Below are 14,711 nucleotides of genomic sequence, written 5' to 3'. Positions count from 1 at the left end.
CACGCGGCACGCCCGGGTGACCCACCGATGGCCGGTGGGCCACCCGTTCCGCGCTCCTTCACACGTGCAGGACATCGTCTCTTCGAGGACCGACATGCCCGAGAACCTCGCCCAGCTCGCCCATGCCGCCCTGACGGCCGCCACGACGCCGGGTACCGAAACAGCTCAGGCCGCGCCGATCCGGCCGGCAGGTTTCCCGGCACGGCAGAGAGGTACTGACATGCGCCGCGTCCTTCTCACACCGTTGCTGGCGGTATCCCTGACCGGATGTTCACTCCTCGGTCAGGACACGCCATGTACCGAAGCCGACGCGGACTCGCGGGTCTCCGCCGTGTGGCAGCCCGCCGACTTCGGTGGCCGGGACGAGGCAAGAATCCGGCTGTGCGTGGACGGCACCTGCGAGGAGCGGGCATCGGGCAGTCCCGACGACCCGTTCGCCTCGCTGTCGGTCCAACTCCCCGACGACGTCGGTGCGTCCACCGTGCCGGTACGGCTCACCGTGACCTCCGCGAAGAGCGGTGACACGGTCGTCGAGGACAGCACCCGGGCCAGGCTGAAGGAGCAGCGCCCCAACGGCACGTCCTGCCCACCCATTGCATGGACGGCAACATTCCGTGCCCACCCCGACAAGGGCCTCACCTCACCCGGGGGCATGAAGCTCCGGTAAGCCCGTAAGTGTTCCGCGCCAGTGCCCTTACCCGGCACCACGAAGGAGGGGCGCTTCGCGCCGTTTCCCCGCCGCATCATCCAGCCGGACACCTCCGCAGTCCCTGGGCCGGGCCGGACCGGTCGATCGGACGCCGCGTCGGCGCCGCGATCTCCCGGGCCCTGGGCAATCCCGTCCCCTCGGACGGGCCGACAGCCGTCATCCACCTCGACGACCGCGTCACCGCCAAGGACACCACCCCCGGACACTCCCGCGCTCGGCCCGGGTCCCGGAAGACCCCGGGCCGAGCGGCCCGGCGACGCCCCCGCGGTCCGACCGGCCGTTTCCAGGCCTCGTGGTGCGCACGGACCAAGGGGACCACGTTCACGGTCAGCGGCACGTACGTGAACTCCACGGAGCAGGACGAGGAGCGGGGACGGGTCCGCTCCGCCCACCGCGACCACTACGACCGGCTCGCGCGGGTCAAGTGGACGTACGCCCCGCACGACCTGTTCCACGCCGATCAGAACATCGAGCCCGCCGCCCCGCAGCGCCTACCGCCGGACCGCACGCCCGGCGGCCGGTCACGCGCCGAGGCGGACCGGCGCGGACCGGCGCGGACCGGGGTTCACCCGGCGGTGATCCGCAGGACGCCGGTCACCGTGCCCTGGAGGTAGGAGCCGTCCGGGGCGACGGTGCCGGCCATCTGGAGCGTGTCGTACAGGGAGCCGACACCGACGCGGACGGAGCGGGTGACGAGGCCGGTCCCGGGGTCGATCTGGGCGTAGCGGTAGGGATCCAGCAGGCTCGTGCCCTTGGTGCCGGGGATCACCGGGTCCCGCAGCACGGTGTGCAGCGTGCCGTCGGCCGTGGACAGCTTCGGCACGGCGGCCGACCGCAGGGTGTTGTCCCAGACCTGGGTGCAGCCGGTCCCGTCGGCGCGCACGTCCACCCGGGTCAGGCCGCCGGCGAAGTTCGCTGAGGACGGTACGGCGTCACCTGCCCCTTCCGGCACCGCCGGGTACGGATAGCCGTAGGTGCCGGCGACGAAGACGCTGCGGCCCGCTCCGATCGGCGAGTTCTCGCTTCCGGGGCCGCCCGCGGCCCGGAGGACCGGCACCGAGCAGACCTCCGCGCCGGTGTCGGTGCGGTAGACCTCGAGGCGAACGGTGGTGTCGGCGTTGTCCACGATGGCGACGTACTCGGTGCCCGTCTTCGGTCCGAGGAAGGTGGGCGTCGAGCCGCTGCCCCAGCTCAGCAGCCCGGGCTTGCGGGCCTGGCCGCGGTCGTACGCCTGGCGCCACAGGATCTCGGGCGTGCCGTCGGCTCCGGCCGACAGCAGGTAGGTGGCGTGCGTCGTGGTGACGGCCGTGCCCTCGGGGGCGGTGGAGATGCTGTTGGCGACCCGTTCGCCCGCGGGCAGGGCCAGGGAGCGGACCGTGCCGGTGCGGTCGTCCGCCACGCCGACGACGCCGCCGCCGGTGGCGAACCACACGCGGCCCTGCCAGTCCGGTGACAGGCCGGTCACCGCGTCGCCCTCGGGGATGGCGGAGGCCAGGGAGAGGCGCCGGTCGACCGACAGCTCCCAGTCACCATCGGTGTTCCGGTGGTGGGCCACGCGCAGCAGGCTGCGGCTGCCGTCCGCGACGACGAGCCGGTCCTCGTTGTCGAGGTAGGCGTAGACGCCGCCCAGCAGCGATCCCTTGGTGAGCTGGAGCGTGGCGAGGGAGGATCCGTCGTCGGGGTCGAGCAGATGCACGGTGGGGACCTGGCCGAAGATCGGGGTGCACAGGACGACCGGGTGGCCGTCCGCGCCGACCAGCACGGTGGGGCAGGCGGAGGCGAGGGCCACCCGGTGCGACGCCAGGGTTCCGGCTCCGGGACCGGGGAGCGGAGTGGTGTCCGAGGAGCCGGTGTCCCCGTGCATCGTGGCCGTGCCGTCCGGACCGGCGTACGGGTTGTGCGGGGGAACCGGGACGTACCCGCTGCCCGTGGACGCGGCGCCGGCCGGCGCGGTGGCGGCCACCGCGAGGAACGCGGAGATCAGCCCGGTGATCAGGGGTCTGCGGAGCGGGCGGCGGCGGGCGGGGGAGAGGGACATGACGCGGACGGAGTCCTTCCGTTGAGGGGAGGGAGGGCCCTCGATCGAGGGTGCGCCGTCGGAGACGACAGGGCAGGGCGGGCAGGGCCGTGCGGGTCGTGCACGGCCCTGCGGGGGTCATCGGGTGACGTCGGAACGATGCGATGCCCGTGCGGGGTGGGAAGCGTCGAAGCCGATGGGAGGTGCCGGCCGGACGGTCCGAGTTGGCGGGGAGCCGCCGGAGGACGCGGCGGTGCGGCCGGTGGCGGCGCCGGGCACGGCGGCCCGCCGGGTCAGCCCCGGGAGCGGCGACAGAGGGCGCCGGAGGTCCGCGCGAGATCGACGTGACGTCGTCGCGTGAGGATCCCGGGCCTGTCCATCATGTGCATGATCGAAGCAGTTCGGTGACCGCGCGGTCAAGACAGCTCGAAGAGCGTTGTCCCGGCAGGGTTGTCCGGTGCGAGGTTCAGGTGTCGCGCCGGTTCGGGGCGGATTGACGGGTGAGACGTCGGCTCATGAGGCCGGTCCAAAGGTCCGCTCGGCCACCCAGCGCCGGCGTCGATGCCCTGGCCGGCCCATGGCACAGTGCTGGAGGTCTTCACGCTCTGCGCGTCCGGCACGCGGGCGGTCGGCTCGCCGTCGCGGCCTTCGGCCTCCCGGGCCAGGCGCCGCAGGAGACCGTCGAGCTGCTCGACGACACCTTCGTTCTGCCAGGGCGGCGAAGCAGCCGTAGACGGCTTCCCGGGAGGCGAAGTAGCGGGGCAGGTCCTCCCACGGGATGCCGGAATCCCTGCCCCTGCGCTCAGCCCGCCGACCGGGGTGCGTTGGGATCAGACAGGAGCGAACAAAACGAAAAGGGTCGCCGGCACCAGGATCCGCCTACGCGCAGCCGGGCTGCTCGGACAACCACTCCGTTGCCGCGTCCAGGACGGGATCCTTGCTTCCCCCGCGCCCGAGGTTGTCGACGACCGGCTGGTCAGGCGGAATGGGGCCGTCGTATGCGCGCCCCGTGCGGTCGGCATCCCTCACCTCTGTCAGGTTGAGGATCGCTCCGTCGGACAGCCGATGCGGTGCGTTGCCGGTGGGCACGCCTGTGGTGTCCTCGCCGAAGGAGCGCGTGGCAGGGCGCCCGCGGAAGGCCACGGTCACCGCCTCCCCGGAACTGGCAGTGGAACGGCTGGTGAGCACCGCGACAGGGACTGATCCGCCGCCTACTGGAGGGCTTGTTCCCCAGCCGGTGGAATCACCGTCCAGGCGAGGGCTGCCCTTCTCGATGGACCACACCGTCTTCTTGCCGTCCGCATCGACGAATGATCCGACGTCGCCGTCACCGAGGATCGGTCCCACGACGGCGAGCATCGGCCACATGTTGCCACCGCGGTTGCGGCGGAGGTCGATCACCCAGCCGCAGGCGTTCGGGCGATCAGCCTTCGCCACGGCATCTCGTCCTTCCCGCACGTACCGCTGGAGGACTTTCCCGGATCCCTTCACTCCGGGGAGCGACAGATACCCCACGCGGCCGGGCAACGCCCTCCCTTCCACAGGCTGGCGGACCTGCTGGTCCCCGGACAACTCCTTCGCCCTCTTCGGGTCGTAGAAGCGGCTGTGCCCGTCTCCCAAGCTGCCCAGGGCTGCCTCGATGGCCTGATGGGTATCGGCAGGGCGCTGCGCGTCGCCGGCTTCGGTGAAGGCTGTTCGCCGTATCTCGTCCCAGTCGACATCGTCGCGGCGAAGTGCGTTGTTCTCCATGACGGTCAACGCGGTGGACAGGTAGGACCGGGCCTCGTCAGACATCGCCGCGCCAGGGGGCGACGTTTCCCCTCCCGAGCACCCGGCCGCAGCAGCGAGAACACACACCAACCCGGCAACCTTCGAACGCGGCAAACGCCCCCGAACCATATGCCCCCCAGTCAGCCCAACCAGTCGATCTGTCGGTGACCCCAACTCCTGATGGTCAGTGGGCAGTCGACTCCGGTCCAGAAACAGGTTTTCACGGCCCGCTCCTCTCCATCCATGGGATTTCCCAGGTGGCCCTGCCCGAGGACGCGTTCGAGCCAGGAACCAGCTGGACTGGAACCGGGCGTTCCCCACAGCGTTCCGTTCATGAACGCGCCGGTGCGGTCCTCGTCGCCACCTCCGAGCGGGGCCGAGAGGGCGGGAGCCCTTGGTTGCACGGGCTGCCTGGTGGAAGACGAAGCCGGGCGTGCACCAGGTGGCCGCGGCCGTGTGGACTGCCACAGCGATCCGGACCCGGATGAGGGCCTGAACGCCTGCCGTCAGCTCGTCATGTCCCGCCGCCGTAGTCCCGCCAGCCCCACGCCCACCAGCACCACCGCCGCCCCGAGAAGGACGAGCACCGGCCCCCACTCCATCGGCCCGCCCGGCAGCTTCGGCAGGTGGCCGAACGGTGACACGTCCAGCACCGCCTGCGGTACGTCGAGCGCCGGGCCGATCCAGCCGATCAGCAGGACCGCCCCCGCCACCCCCCACGCCGCCACCGCAGCCCGGGGCATAAGTCCGTACAGCAGTACCGCCGCACCGCCGATCACCCACACCCCGGCGACCTGCACCAGACACGCGCCCAGGACGGGCCCGACCTGGCGGCCGTAGCCGACGGCGAAGCCCAGTCCGGCCAGGAACATGATCAGTACGGCGCCCCCGAAGGCGATCGCCAGATGACCGGCGGCCCACCGCAACCGGCCCACCGCGTTCGCCAGCACCGGCTCCGCGCGGCCCGAGGTCTCCTCGCCGCTGAGCCGCAGCACCGAGGCGACCACGTACAGCGCGGCCACCAGCCCGAGCATTCCGGTCATCGAGGCGAGGAACGCGTCCGTGATGCCGCTCTGCCCACCCATCCGCTCGAAGATCTCCCGGGCCTGCTCGTTGTCGCCGACCAGATCGGCCACACCGTCCGTGAGGCCGCCGTAGATCACCCCGGCCAGGAAGAAGCCGATCGACCAGCCGAGCACACCGCCCCGCTGCAACCGCCATGCCAGCGCGCCCGCCGAGCCGAGCCGCCCGGTCGCCGGTCCCGGCCGGGTCGGCAGGAAGCTCATGCCCACGTCACGGCGGCCCGCCAGCGCGTACGCCACCGCGCCCTGTACCACCACCGCCACCGCGAACAGCCCCAGCACCCACCAGCGTTCGCCGGCGAATGCCCGCAGGTTCTCCAGCCAGCCCAGCGGGGACACCCAGGTCCAGACGGAGGAGCCGTCCGTCCGCGCCGCGTCCCCCGCCGCGCGCAGCACGAACGCGGCGCCCAGCAGCCCGGCCGTCAGCCCCCGCGCCAGCCGCGCACTCTCCGTCAACTGCGCGACGATCGCGGCCAGCGTCGCGAAGACCATGCCCACGCCCGCCAGTCCGAGGCCGAAGGCGAGCGCACCCGTGGCGCCCTGTCCCGCGAGCCCCGCCGTCACCAGCAGGGCCAGCACGCCGCTCGCGACAGCCGCCGCCAGCAGCGCCGCTGTCAGCGAGGCGCGGCGGCCCACCGAGCCGGAGGCGATGAGTTCCTGCCGGCCGCTCTCCTCCTCGTCCCGGGTGTGCCGTACGACGACCAGCAGAGCGGTGACGGCGGCGAGCGCGCCCGCGTAGACGCCGACGCGCCAAGCGGTGAGGGCGCCCAGGCCGGTGTCGAAGGCCGGGCCGACCAGCGCGCGGAGAGAGGAGTTGGTGGCGACTTGGTGCAGCAGATCGGCGCGCTCGGCCCCGGTGCTGTACAGGCCCCCGAGCGTGTTCGGCATGGACAGGACCATCAGGGCATTGACCGCCACCCACACCGGGATCATCACCCGGTCGCGGCGGAGCGAGAACCGCAGCAGCGTGCCCGTGCCGGTGAGGGAGGTCATCACGTCTCCTGGTAGTGGCGCAGGAACAGCTCCTCCAGCGTGGGGGGAGTGGAGGTCAGCGACCGTACGCCGGAGTCCGTCAACGACCGCAGGACGGCGTCGAGTTTGTCCGTGTCGACCTGGAGCCGGACCCGGCGGCCCTGGACGTCGAGGTCGTGCACGCCCGGCAGATGCGCCAACCCGTCCGGAGCGCCCGCGAGTTCGGCCGTGACGCTGGTCCGGGTCAGATGGCGCAGGTCGGCGAGGGAGCCCGTCTCGACGGTACGGCCCTTGCGGATGATGCTGACCCGGTCGCACAGCTCCTCGACCTCGCTGAGGATGTGGGACGACAGCAGGACGGTCCGGCCGCGCTCCCGCTCCTCCTCCACGCAGCGCTGGAAGGCCTCCTCCATCAGCGGGTCCAGGCCCGAGGTCGGCTCGTCCAGGATCAGCAGGTCGACGTCCGAAGCGAACGCGGCGACCAGGGCGACCTTCTGCCGGTTGCCCTTGGAGTAGGTACGCCCCTTCTTGGTGGGATCCAGTTCGAAGCGCTCGATGAGGTCGGCGCGCCGGGCCGGGTCGAAACCCCCGCGCAGGCGGCCGTACAGGTCGATGACCTCGCCGCCGGAGAGGTTGCGCCACAGGGTGACGTCCCCGGGCACGTACGCGATCCGGCGGTGCACCTCCACCGCGTCCTTCCACGGGTCGCGGCCCAGTACCTGCGCGGCGCCGGAGTCGGCACGCAGCAGGCCGAGCAGGACACGGATGGCGGTGGACTTCCCGGCGCCGTTCGGGCCGAGGAAGCCGTGCACCTCGCCGGCCTCGACCTCCAGGTCCAGGCCGTCCAGGGCGTGGGTACGGCCGAAGGACTTGTGGAGTCCGGCGACCGTGATGGCCTTCGTCATTCTTCAGAACGTACACTTCTTTCAGAAATTTGTGAAGATACAGAGGTCCTCGAAGCCCGGTTAGGGTGGTGACCATGACGGATGTGGTGGGGCGGGACGCGGAAGCGGTCTCGAAGTTCGTGGAGAACTTCGCGGCGCAGCTCGTCGAAGCGGGGATGCAGCGTATGCCGGCCCGGGTCTTCGCCGCGCTGCTCTCCTCCGACGCCGGTGTGATGACCTCGTCCGAACTTGGCGAACAGCTGCGGATCAGCCCGGCGGCGGTGTCCGGGGCGGTGCGCTACCTGACCATGACGCACATGGTCTCGCGCGAGCGGGAGCCGGGGTCGCGGCGGGAGCGGTACCGGGTGCACGGCGACCAGTGGTACGAGGCCCTCACCAACCGCGAGGCCATCATCAGGCGGTGGGAAGGCGCCCTCCGCGAGGGCGTGGACAGCCTCGGCCCCGACACCCCGGCCGGCCGCCGCATGGCCGAGACCCTCGCCTTCTTCGAGTTCGTCGAGAGCGAGGTCGCGGAGATGATGGAGCGGTGGCGAGTGCGACGCGCGGAGCTGTTCGGCTCCTGAGGGCGACTACCACGGCACGGCTCGCTGCGGTTCCCGTGCGTCCTCGCGCGCCACGGCCGCCCAGGGACTGCCTGTGGTTGTGATCAAGTCCAGGACTCGGGTCCTGACATGGACCGAGGAGCAGGGCCGTCCGCCCGAGAAGGCCGCCGACCGGCATGGACCGACAGCCCGCACCGAACACCGCACCGGCCGGCTCCCGACGACCATGCCCGCCGGGTTGCCGTGTTCTTCGACGGCGAATGGACGACCGAGGCCGCAGTCCCCGCCGTTCTGGCCCGAACGCCCGCCTCCAGCGGGGCGTGACCCGGGCGCGTATGCTGCGCCAGTCCGGTGAACCGCCCGCTGAAAGGAAACCGTCCCACCGTGTTCCAGCAGACCCCCGTCTACGACCGCCTCGTCGCCGAACGCGGAGACATCCCCGTCCAGGTCCGCGGTGAAGCCGACCGCATACACCGCGACCTGGCCCAGGTGCTGCGCCAGACATCCACCTCCCAGCCGAGCGCGCCACAGAACCTCTTCGACCCGAAGATCCCTCCCGCCGCCGTGTAAGGGCTCGGGCCGCAAAGAACCGGCCGTACCGACGGGCTCGAGCGCTGGAAGAACCCCGCGATCGGCAGCGCCCGCGCCGGCGTCGTCCCGACCGCCCCGCAGGCCCGGGGTGTCGCTGACGGTGGTGTGGATCTTCCACCCGCGTCGGGCGGCCGCGGGACCGAGGTCGCGCATCAGCCGGGCGGCTGCGCAGCGGGCCACCAGGATGCCCTCCCGGTGCAGCCGCCTCCAGACCTTCCGCACTCCGTAGACACCGAAAGACACCGAAGTTGTCCGTGTGGACGCGGCTGATCTGTGTTTTCAGCTCCGCGTCGCGGACCGACCGCGGACTAGGCCGTTTCGTTCGGATCAGCAGACGGAACCAGGAGCGGGTGACTGCCGAGGCCGGTCCGGTCCCGCTCACTTCCACCGCAGCAGACTGCAGTCATCCCGGGCCGGGCGGCTACTCCGCCGCCACGATGCGCTCCACTGCGGCCGTTACCAGTTGTTCACGCTCCGCCTCCGTGAAGACGTCCGGCAGGGTGAGCTGTTCAACGATCAGCCAGTTCAACGTCAGCATGAGCAGCTTGACCGCCGTGGTGTCGCCGGGGAGACCGGAAGTCTCGTGATAGGCGACGTTGGCATCCACGTCGGCCCGGACTCGCTCCGTGAGGACCTTGCGCAGTTCGGGGCGGCGAGTGGCTTCGAGGCGGAGTTCCAGCAGCGCGAGGTAACCGGTGCGGAAGGAGGCGATGCGGCCGACGAGTTCGCGCATCAGCTCTACGTAGGTGTCCCGGTCGCGGCCGGCCGCCTGCTGTCGGGCAATCGTGGCCTCGTCGGGCTGGAGTCGCTCGTAGACCCGGGCGCCGGCCTGAGTGAGCAGGTCGTCGCGACTGGAGAAGTAGTTGGACGCCGTACCGGCGGGAACGGCCGCCTCAGCATCCACGGCCCGGAAAGTCAGACCGCGTGCGCCTTCCCGGGCCAGCACCTCGATCGCCGCGTCGACGAGGGCCGCGCGCCGCCGGTCATTGCGTCTCACTTGATACCACTCCAGATGTAGTACTACGTTCAAACCACTTCAATCAGAGTACTACGCGTGGGGGACCATTTTGCGGAAGCTCGTGTACTACATCGGCGTCTCGCTCGACGGCTGCATCGCCGGTCCCGGCGGCGAGTTCGACTTCTATCCGCAGGGCGACGAGCAGCAGGCCACCGCCTATTCGGCTTGGATGAACGCGCTGTACCCGGAGACCGTCCCGACCGCTTATCGCGCGGCCGTCGGCGTCGCCGACGCGCCCAACCGGCGTTTCGACACCGTCGTCATGGGCCTCGGTGCCTACCGCCCAGCCCTCGACAACGGGATCACCAGCCCGTACGCGCACCTGCGCCAGTACGTGGTGTCCAGCACTCTCAAGCCGGACACCGACCCAGCCGTCACCGTCGTGCCGAGTGACCCGCTCGCCCTCGTCCGCGAGCTCAAGGGCGAGGTGGGCGCCCTGCTGGACATCTGGCTCTGCGGGGGTGGCCAGCTCGCGGGCACCCTGATGCCCGAGATTGACGAGCTGCTGATCAAGACGTATCCGGTCATTGCCGGCACCGGAGTCCCGGTAGTCGACGGTGCCTTCGACCCCACTGTCTTCGACGTCGCCGAGCGCACCGCCTTCCCCAACGGGGTCACCCTCACCCGCCTCACCCGCCGCTAGGCGGTTTCGGTTCAGCGGGCGGACCGGAGGAAGATGCCCGCGATGTGGAGTCCGGCCAGATAGATGGTCGCCGTCTTCTCGTAGCGGGTGGCAATGCCGCGCCACTGCTTGAGGCGGTTGATGCACCGCTCGACGGTGTTGCGCTGCTTGTAGGCGTCGCGGTCGAAGGCCGGTGGTCTGCCGCCTTGTCTGCCGCGCCGCAGCCGGTGGGCCTGCTGGTCCGCCGGGAAGGGGATCACCGCACGGATCCCGCGCTTGTGCAGGCGGTCGCGGATCGCGCGGGAGGAGTACGCCTTGTCCGCCAGGACCACGTCCGGCCTGGTGCGGGGCCGTCCGCGTCGGCGCGGAACACGCAGGCGTGTCATCACCTGGGCAAAAGCAGGTGCGTCGCCCGCCTGTCCGGCGGTGAGATGAAAGGTCAGGGGGCGGCAACCGCCGTCGGCGGCGAGGTGGATCTTCGTGGTTGATCCACCGCGGGACCGGCCGATGGCGTGGTCGTCCGGTTCGCCGACCGGAGCCCTTTTTGCGGGCCCCGGCGGCGTAGCAGGTGCTCGTCGCGATCTTCAGTCCGTGACTGGTGAGGACTGTGCAGATCGGCTCGGCTCCGCACACCTGCCGACGGGCGTCGATGAACGCTACGAGCGCTTCGACGGCCGGTCGAGCTCGGCAGCGAAGAAAGCCGAGGCCGCTTCGGGGATCTCGTTCGCCCGGCGCAGCTCGGCGTTCCCGGCCTTCAGCCGCTTGATCTCCGCGGCCCCTCCGAGGTCACCCCGGGGCGCCGGCTGGCGTCGACCTCGGCCTTGCGGGATCAGGTCCGCACGGTCTCGGCGGAACCGATGCCCAGCCTCGCGGCGACCGTCTTCATCGCGGCCCGTGAACTCGATCCTCTCAGGGGATCGAGCCTCCATCAGACCCGGAGTGGTTCAACGCAGCCGTAGTCCACGCTGCGACTTCGCGCAGGGGACGGAGACCGGCGTCGCGGGTGCGGGCGGCGCGGGCGCTGGGCCTGTCGTCATGCCGTGTTGCGACATCCGGTGAGGAGGAGGGCGACCATGCGCTTGGCGTCGGCCTGATCGTAGTCGGGGCCGGTGATGCAGAGGTTTCCGATGGCGCGCATGAGCGTGTAGGCGGTGACGCCCGGGCGAAGTCCGTCGTCGGCGGCGCAGGCGTCCAGCAGCGTCGCGCAGGCCGGGACCAGAGTGTCGAGCATGAGGGCGTGGAGGTTCTCCAGTCCCGGATCCGCGGACCCCAGCGCCGCGCCGAGGCCGTGCTTGGTCACGAGGAAGTCCACGAACGCGTCCGTCCACAGGGTCAGTGCGGTGAACGGCGAGGCGGACTCCTCGAGGAGCCGGGGCGCCAGAGCGGCGCAGGCGTCGATCTGGTGCCGGTAGACGGCGGTGACGAGGTCCGCGCGGGTCGGGAAGTTCCGGTAGACCGTGCCGACACCGACGCCGGCGCGCTCGGCGATGTCACGGACGGGCGCCTGGACGCCCTGCTCGACGAAGACCGCCGCGGCGGCCTCCAGTACGCCGCTGCGGGTGCGCTGCGCCTGTGCTCGGCGTACCCCGACCGACTCCGGCACGGACGGCCCCCTTTACTCGCGGAACATTGTTCCGCTAAGTTGGCGGAACGTCGCTCCGTCAAAGTATGGCAGAGTCGCTCCGCAGAGAAAGCAAGGGCCTCCCATGTCTTCCCGCCCTCTCGGCCGCCAGATCGTCTCGGTCAAGCCCATCCCTGTTCCCGCACCCGGCCGCGGCATCGACCTGCAGGTGAAGGTCACCGCCCCCCGGTCGGGCCAGGACCTGCCCGTGATCGTCTTCTCTCACGGCAACGCGTGGTCCCTGGACGGATACGAGCCCCTCGTCGACCGGTGGGCCGCCGCCGGATTCGTCGTGGTGCAGCCCACCCACCTTGACTCCCGCCGCAACGCCATCGGCTGGGACGACCCGCGCTTCGCCACCATCTGGCGCGTGCGGATAGCCGATCTCCACGCGGTCCTCGACAACCTCGGCGACATCCTGGCCCAGGCTGGCTTGGAGACCCGCGTCGACCGTGAGCGCATCGCCGTGGTCGGCCACTCCTGGGGCGCCCAGACCGCGGGCGCCCTCCTCGGTGCCCGCGTACTCGACGCCGACGGCGTTCCAGGCGAGGACTTCTCCCACTCCGCGGTGTCGGCCGGCGCGCTGATCGCCGCGACGGGAACCGGCGACTCCCTCACCCCGTTCGCCGCCGAACACCTTCCGTTCATGAAGCCGGACTTCTCCACCATGGCCACCCCGGCGCTGGTCATCGCGGGCGGCAAGGACCAGTCGCAGCTCTCCACCCGGGGGCCGGAGTGGTTCACCGATGCCTATCACCTCAGCCCGGCACCCAAGAGCCTGCTCACCATCGCCGAGGCCGAGCACACCATGGGCGGCATCGTCGGTGAAAGGGTCGCCGAGACCACCGACGAGGACCCCGCCCGCGTCGTCCTCCTCGCCGACGCGATCTCCGCCTACCTTCGCGCGGCCCTCGGCCTCGACGACGCCGAGTGGACCGCCCTCGGCGGCACCGCCGAGGACGGTGACGGTACGTGGAGCATCGCCAGCAAGTAGGCCCAGCCCGACACGAAGTGGCTCGTGGACACCGAGAAGGCGGTCCGGTCGAGCACCCTCACCGAGGCGCCGTGGGAACGCACCCGCGTCGAACGACTCCCGCAGTGGCTCCACGCCGTCCGCCAGTACGACCTTCCCGGTCTCCACGCTCTCGCGGCCGGCATCGAGGCTCCCTCGCTTCCCCTGCTGGCCGGCCTCGCGCGTGGTGAGTATCCCCAGGCCCGCGAACTGTTCGACCTTGTGCTGGAAGAGTTGGGTCTGCTGCCGCCGACCTTGAAAGATCTCGCCGAGCGCGATGGACCGTGGCCCAGTGGTGGGCCAGCCGGATCGTGGCGTGCCTACTCGATCCCGTGCACGGAGCGAAGCTGATCTACGAGGAAGCTGCAGCCGAACTCGACTACCCCGACGTGCTGCAGCCCATCGTTGATCTGGCGAGAGCACTCGACCTGCCGAACGATCGACCTCCGGACCGGCAGCACATGCGCGACCGGGTCACCTCCGCGGCGCGAGACTTTCTCGCCACGGAACCACACCAGAACCACAGCCTTTGAGCGACGCCGCATGACCCACCGTGATCGGTTCACGGAAAGCGAGCCAGAACCTGAGAACGGACAGCAGATGTTCACCACTTCGGGAGGCAGCACGACGCACCGAGGATTCGAATATTGTGTGAGGTGTGGCCTGAAAGGTGGCCGCCAAGTTCCCACAGAGGGTGCGCGGCCGCAGGGCGGACGCCGTCGTTCGCGCTGGACCCCGTTGTCGACGTCGTGGCGGCGCTCGGACTTTGCAGCGGACGAGAAAAACCAAGACCCGGCCGCCGCCAAGCTGTGACAATGCTGTTTTTCAAGCGGAAGGCATTCGTTCGTCTTCGTGCAACGGCGGATCGTTCTCCGGCGACTACAGCGGTCTCAACGGTCTGACCTTCCGAGCCTGTCTGACCGGCGGCTGCTGCGGTAGTGCCGCAGTTTGACGGAGAGGGCGGCGGGCCGTCGGGGCATGGACGCGCGGGAGCCCCGGGAGAGGAAGAAGCCTCCCGGGGCTCCCGCGACACGCTACGGAGTGACGATGACCGAGTTGTACGGCGTGAGGTCGACGTCCCAGAAGGCGCCCTCGTAGAAGGTCCAGTCGCAGTTGTCGCCGTTCGAGCCCCGGCACAGGATGAACTTCCAGCCGTCCGTCTGGTTGTTGAACACCGTGTGGACGCCGTACTGGTTGTAGAGTTTGTGAACCCCGCGGGACCAGTACTGGTTGGTCACACCACCACTGAAGTTGGGCCCTCCGTAGATGCACGCGGCACCGGACGGACAGCCGTTGGTGGCCGCCGACGCCGGCGACGCCGACAGGACCCCCGTACTGAGCGCCAGCAGCGCCGTCGCCGCCACCGCCGCGGCCTTGCTCCGGATCGACGTGCGTGCCATGGATGCCTCCTCGATAGTTCCGGAACGGCCCGCGTGCGACGGGCGCCCTTGCCTCGTGGTCCGCTTCGGTGGCCAGACAGCCACCTGCGGTGTGCACTCTCCGAACTTACAGACATGACAAAAACATGACATCAATTCGGTGTTTATTGGCCGAAATCAATCTCCGAAAGCGTTCTCTCGTCCGCCGTGCAGGTCGGTCAAATGATCGGTGTGACCAGGGCGGCCGGGTTGGTGGCGGGCTGCCGGGCGGTTTCGTTTGGATCACCTGGCCGTCGGTACTGTGGGCCGAGGGTATCCACCTGCCAGATATAAGCGCGGGCGTGGCATGACCTCAATCCGGTGGTCACTCCTGGTGCCCCCACCGCCGCGCCTCTCGATATCCGACCCCAGGAAGGGAGTTGACTTCCGGGAGCGGCGCGCCTGGGCGATATCGACTCCAGTCATGGCGAA

16 protein-coding genes and 3 pseudogenes are annotated in these 14,711 nt (G+C 70.4%); 8 read left to right on the top strand and 11 right to left on the bottom strand.

Annotated features, from left to right (window positions below; all coding sequences use genetic code 11):
* The first annotated feature begins 94 nt into the window (after window positions 1-94).
* Together ACIF8T_RS24635 and ACIF8T_RS24630 are read left to right on the top strand one after the other, a co-directional pair.
* Window positions 95-667 carry a hypothetical protein gene (locus ACIF8T_RS24635; protein WP_400038252.1) on the top strand — a complete coding sequence of 191 codons (573 nt, stop codon included), beginning with the start codon at window positions 95-97 and terminating at the stop codon, window positions 665-667.
* Between the two features lie 383 nt (window positions 668-1,050).
* The gene (locus tag ACIF8T_RS24630) at window positions 1,051-1,323 is read left to right on the top strand and encodes a BBE domain-containing protein (protein WP_400038251.1); all 273 of its coding nucleotides are present in this window, start codon (window positions 1,051-1,053) and stop codon (window positions 1,321-1,323) included.
* Here the strand turns inward: ACIF8T_RS24630 and ACIF8T_RS24625 are convergent.
* The 6 genes and pseudogenes from ACIF8T_RS24625 to ACIF8T_RS24600 form a co-directional block, all read right to left on the bottom strand.
* Window positions 1,275-2,747 carry a hypothetical protein gene (locus ACIF8T_RS24625; protein WP_400038250.1) on the bottom strand — a complete coding sequence of 491 codons (1,473 nt, stop codon included), beginning with the start codon at window positions 2,745-2,747 and terminating at the stop codon, window positions 1,275-1,277. The genes ACIF8T_RS24630 and ACIF8T_RS24625 overlap by 49 nt on opposite strands.
* A gap of 272 nt (window positions 2,748-3,019) precedes the next feature.
* Entirely contained in the window at window positions 3,020-3,106 is an 87-nt protein-coding gene (locus tag ACIF8T_RS24620; protein ID WP_400038414.1) for a putative leader peptide, read from the bottom strand.
* Window positions 3,107-3,277: 171 nt separating this feature from the next.
* Window positions 3,278-3,560, bottom strand: a pseudogene (locus tag ACIF8T_RS24615) (IS5/IS1182 family transposase); the annotation flags it as partial.
* Between the two features lie 45 nt (window positions 3,561-3,605).
* Window positions 3,606-4,520, bottom strand: a complete 915-nt coding sequence (locus tag ACIF8T_RS24610; RefSeq protein WP_400038249.1) for a S41 family peptidase — start codon at window positions 4,518-4,520, stop codon at window positions 3,606-3,608.
* Window positions 4,521-5,002: 482 nt separating this feature from the next.
* The gene (locus ACIF8T_RS24605) at window positions 5,003-6,571 is read right to left on the bottom strand and encodes an ABC transporter permease (protein ID WP_400038248.1); all 1,569 of its coding nucleotides are present in this window, start codon (window positions 6,569-6,571) and stop codon (window positions 5,003-5,005) included.
* Entirely contained in the window at window positions 6,571-7,455 is an 885-nt protein-coding gene (locus ACIF8T_RS24600) for an ATP-binding cassette domain-containing protein (RefSeq protein ID WP_400038247.1), read from the bottom strand. The genes ACIF8T_RS24605 and ACIF8T_RS24600 overlap by 1 nt, the downstream gene beginning before the upstream one ends.
* Window positions 7,456-7,529: 74 nt before the next feature.
* Here ACIF8T_RS24600 and ACIF8T_RS24595 point away from each other — a divergent pair, with 74 nt between their 5' ends.
* Both ACIF8T_RS24595 and ACIF8T_RS24590 read left to right on the top strand, forming a co-directional pair.
* The gene (locus tag ACIF8T_RS24595) at window positions 7,530-8,018 is read left to right on the top strand and encodes a GbsR/MarR family transcriptional regulator (RefSeq protein ID WP_400038246.1); all 489 of its coding nucleotides are present in this window, start codon (window positions 7,530-7,532) and stop codon (window positions 8,016-8,018) included.
* A 363-nt stretch (window positions 8,019-8,381) separates the two neighbouring features.
* Window positions 8,382-8,567: a hypothetical protein gene (locus ACIF8T_RS24590; RefSeq protein WP_400038245.1), complete on the top strand. Its 186-nt coding sequence runs from the start codon at window positions 8,382-8,384 to the stop codon at window positions 8,565-8,567.
* Between the two features lie 153 nt (window positions 8,568-8,720).
* On the opposite strand, the pseudogene ACIF8T_RS24585 reads toward ACIF8T_RS24590, so the two are convergent.
* Window positions 8,721-8,831 (bottom strand): annotated as a pseudogene (locus ACIF8T_RS24585) (IS3 family transposase); the annotation flags it as partial.
* A gap of 178 nt (window positions 8,832-9,009) precedes the next feature.
* Window positions 9,010-9,585 carry a TetR/AcrR family transcriptional regulator gene (locus tag ACIF8T_RS24580; protein WP_400038244.1) on the bottom strand — a complete coding sequence of 192 codons (576 nt, stop codon included), beginning with the start codon at window positions 9,583-9,585 and terminating at the stop codon, window positions 9,010-9,012.
* 70 nt (window positions 9,586-9,655) lie between these two features.
* On the opposite strand from ACIF8T_RS24580, the gene ACIF8T_RS24575 reads away from it, so the two are divergent.
* Complete coding sequence (locus tag ACIF8T_RS24575; RefSeq protein ID WP_400038243.1) at window positions 9,656-10,249, top strand: dihydrofolate reductase family protein; 594 nt, start codon at window positions 9,656-9,658, stop codon at window positions 10,247-10,249.
* 11 nt (window positions 10,250-10,260) lie between these two features.
* On the opposite strand, the pseudogene ACIF8T_RS24570 reads toward ACIF8T_RS24575, so the two are convergent.
* Window positions 10,261-10,737: pseudogene (locus tag ACIF8T_RS24570) on the bottom strand (IS5 family transposase); the annotation flags it as partial.
* A gap of 524 nt (window positions 10,738-11,261) precedes the next feature.
* Complete coding sequence (locus ACIF8T_RS24565) at window positions 11,262-11,831, bottom strand: TetR/AcrR family transcriptional regulator (RefSeq protein ID WP_400038242.1); 570 nt, start codon at window positions 11,829-11,831, stop codon at window positions 11,262-11,264.
* Between the two features lie 103 nt (window positions 11,832-11,934).
* Between ACIF8T_RS24565 and ACIF8T_RS24560 the strand changes: the two genes are divergently transcribed.
* From ACIF8T_RS24560 to ACIF8T_RS24550, 3 genes are read left to right on the top strand one after another with little or no spacing between them, the layout of a single operon-like run.
* Window positions 11,935-12,843 (top strand): alpha/beta hydrolase family protein, encoded by a 909-nt coding sequence (locus ACIF8T_RS24560; RefSeq protein WP_400038241.1) that lies wholly within the window; start codon window positions 11,935-11,937, stop codon window positions 12,841-12,843.
* A 24-nt stretch (window positions 12,844-12,867) separates the two neighbouring features.
* On the top strand, window positions 12,868-13,212 hold the full coding sequence (locus ACIF8T_RS24555; protein WP_400038240.1) for a hypothetical protein: 345 nt from the start codon (window positions 12,868-12,870) through the stop codon (window positions 13,210-13,212).
* Window positions 13,194-13,394, top strand: a complete 201-nt coding sequence (locus ACIF8T_RS24550) for a hypothetical protein (RefSeq protein ID WP_400038239.1) — start codon at window positions 13,194-13,196, stop codon at window positions 13,392-13,394. The genes ACIF8T_RS24555 and ACIF8T_RS24550 overlap by 19 nt, the downstream gene beginning before the upstream one ends.
* A gap of 501 nt (window positions 13,395-13,895) precedes the next feature.
* On the opposite strand, the gene ACIF8T_RS24545 is transcribed toward ACIF8T_RS24550, so the two are convergent.
* The gene (locus ACIF8T_RS24545) at window positions 13,896-14,261 is read right to left on the bottom strand and encodes a hypothetical protein (protein ID WP_400038238.1); all 366 of its coding nucleotides are present in this window, start codon (window positions 14,259-14,261) and stop codon (window positions 13,896-13,898) included.
* Window positions 14,262-14,711: the final 450 nt, after the last annotated feature.

It is taken from the genome of Streptomyces sp. NPDC085946 (genome assembly GCF_044540485.1).
GTDB lineage: Bacteria > Actinomycetota > Actinomycetes > Streptomycetales > Streptomycetaceae > Streptomyces.
This window is presented reverse-complemented; position numbering and strand designations above follow the sequence as displayed.

Excerpts from the sequence above, each read along its gene's own strand:
- ACIF8T_RS24620 (WP_400038414.1), bottom strand. The coding sequence starts at position 3,106 with ATGGACAGGCCCGGGATCCTCACGCGACGACGTCACGTCGATCTCGCG.
- ACIF8T_RS24595 (WP_400038246.1), top strand. The coding sequence starts at position 7,530 with ATGACGGATGTGGTGGGGCGGGACGCGGAAGCGGTCTCGAAGTTCGTG.
- ACIF8T_RS24600 (WP_400038247.1), bottom strand. The coding sequence starts at position 7,455 with ATGACGAAGGCCATCACGGTCGCCGGACTCCACAAGTCCTTCGGCCGT.
- ACIF8T_RS24605 (WP_400038248.1), bottom strand. The coding sequence starts at position 6,571 with ATGACCTCCCTCACCGGCACGGGCACGCTGCTGCGGTTCTCGCTCCGC.
- ACIF8T_RS24635 (WP_400038252.1), top strand. The coding sequence starts at position 95 with ATGCCCGAGAACCTCGCCCAGCTCGCCCATGCCGCCCTGACGGCCGCC.
- ACIF8T_RS24610 (WP_400038249.1), bottom strand. The coding sequence starts at position 4,520 with ATGTCTGACGAGGCCCGGTCCTACCTGTCCACCGCGTTGACCGTCATG.
- ACIF8T_RS24545 (WP_400038238.1), bottom strand. The coding sequence starts at position 14,261 with ATGGCACGCACGTCGATCCGGAGCAAGGCCGCGGCGGTGGCGGCGACG.
- ACIF8T_RS24560 (WP_400038241.1), top strand. The coding sequence starts at position 11,935 with ATGTCTTCCCGCCCTCTCGGCCGCCAGATCGTCTCGGTCAAGCCCATC.
- ACIF8T_RS24625 (WP_400038250.1), bottom strand. The coding sequence starts at position 2,747 with ATGTCCCTCTCCCCCGCCCGCCGCCGCCCGCTCCGCAGACCCCTGATC.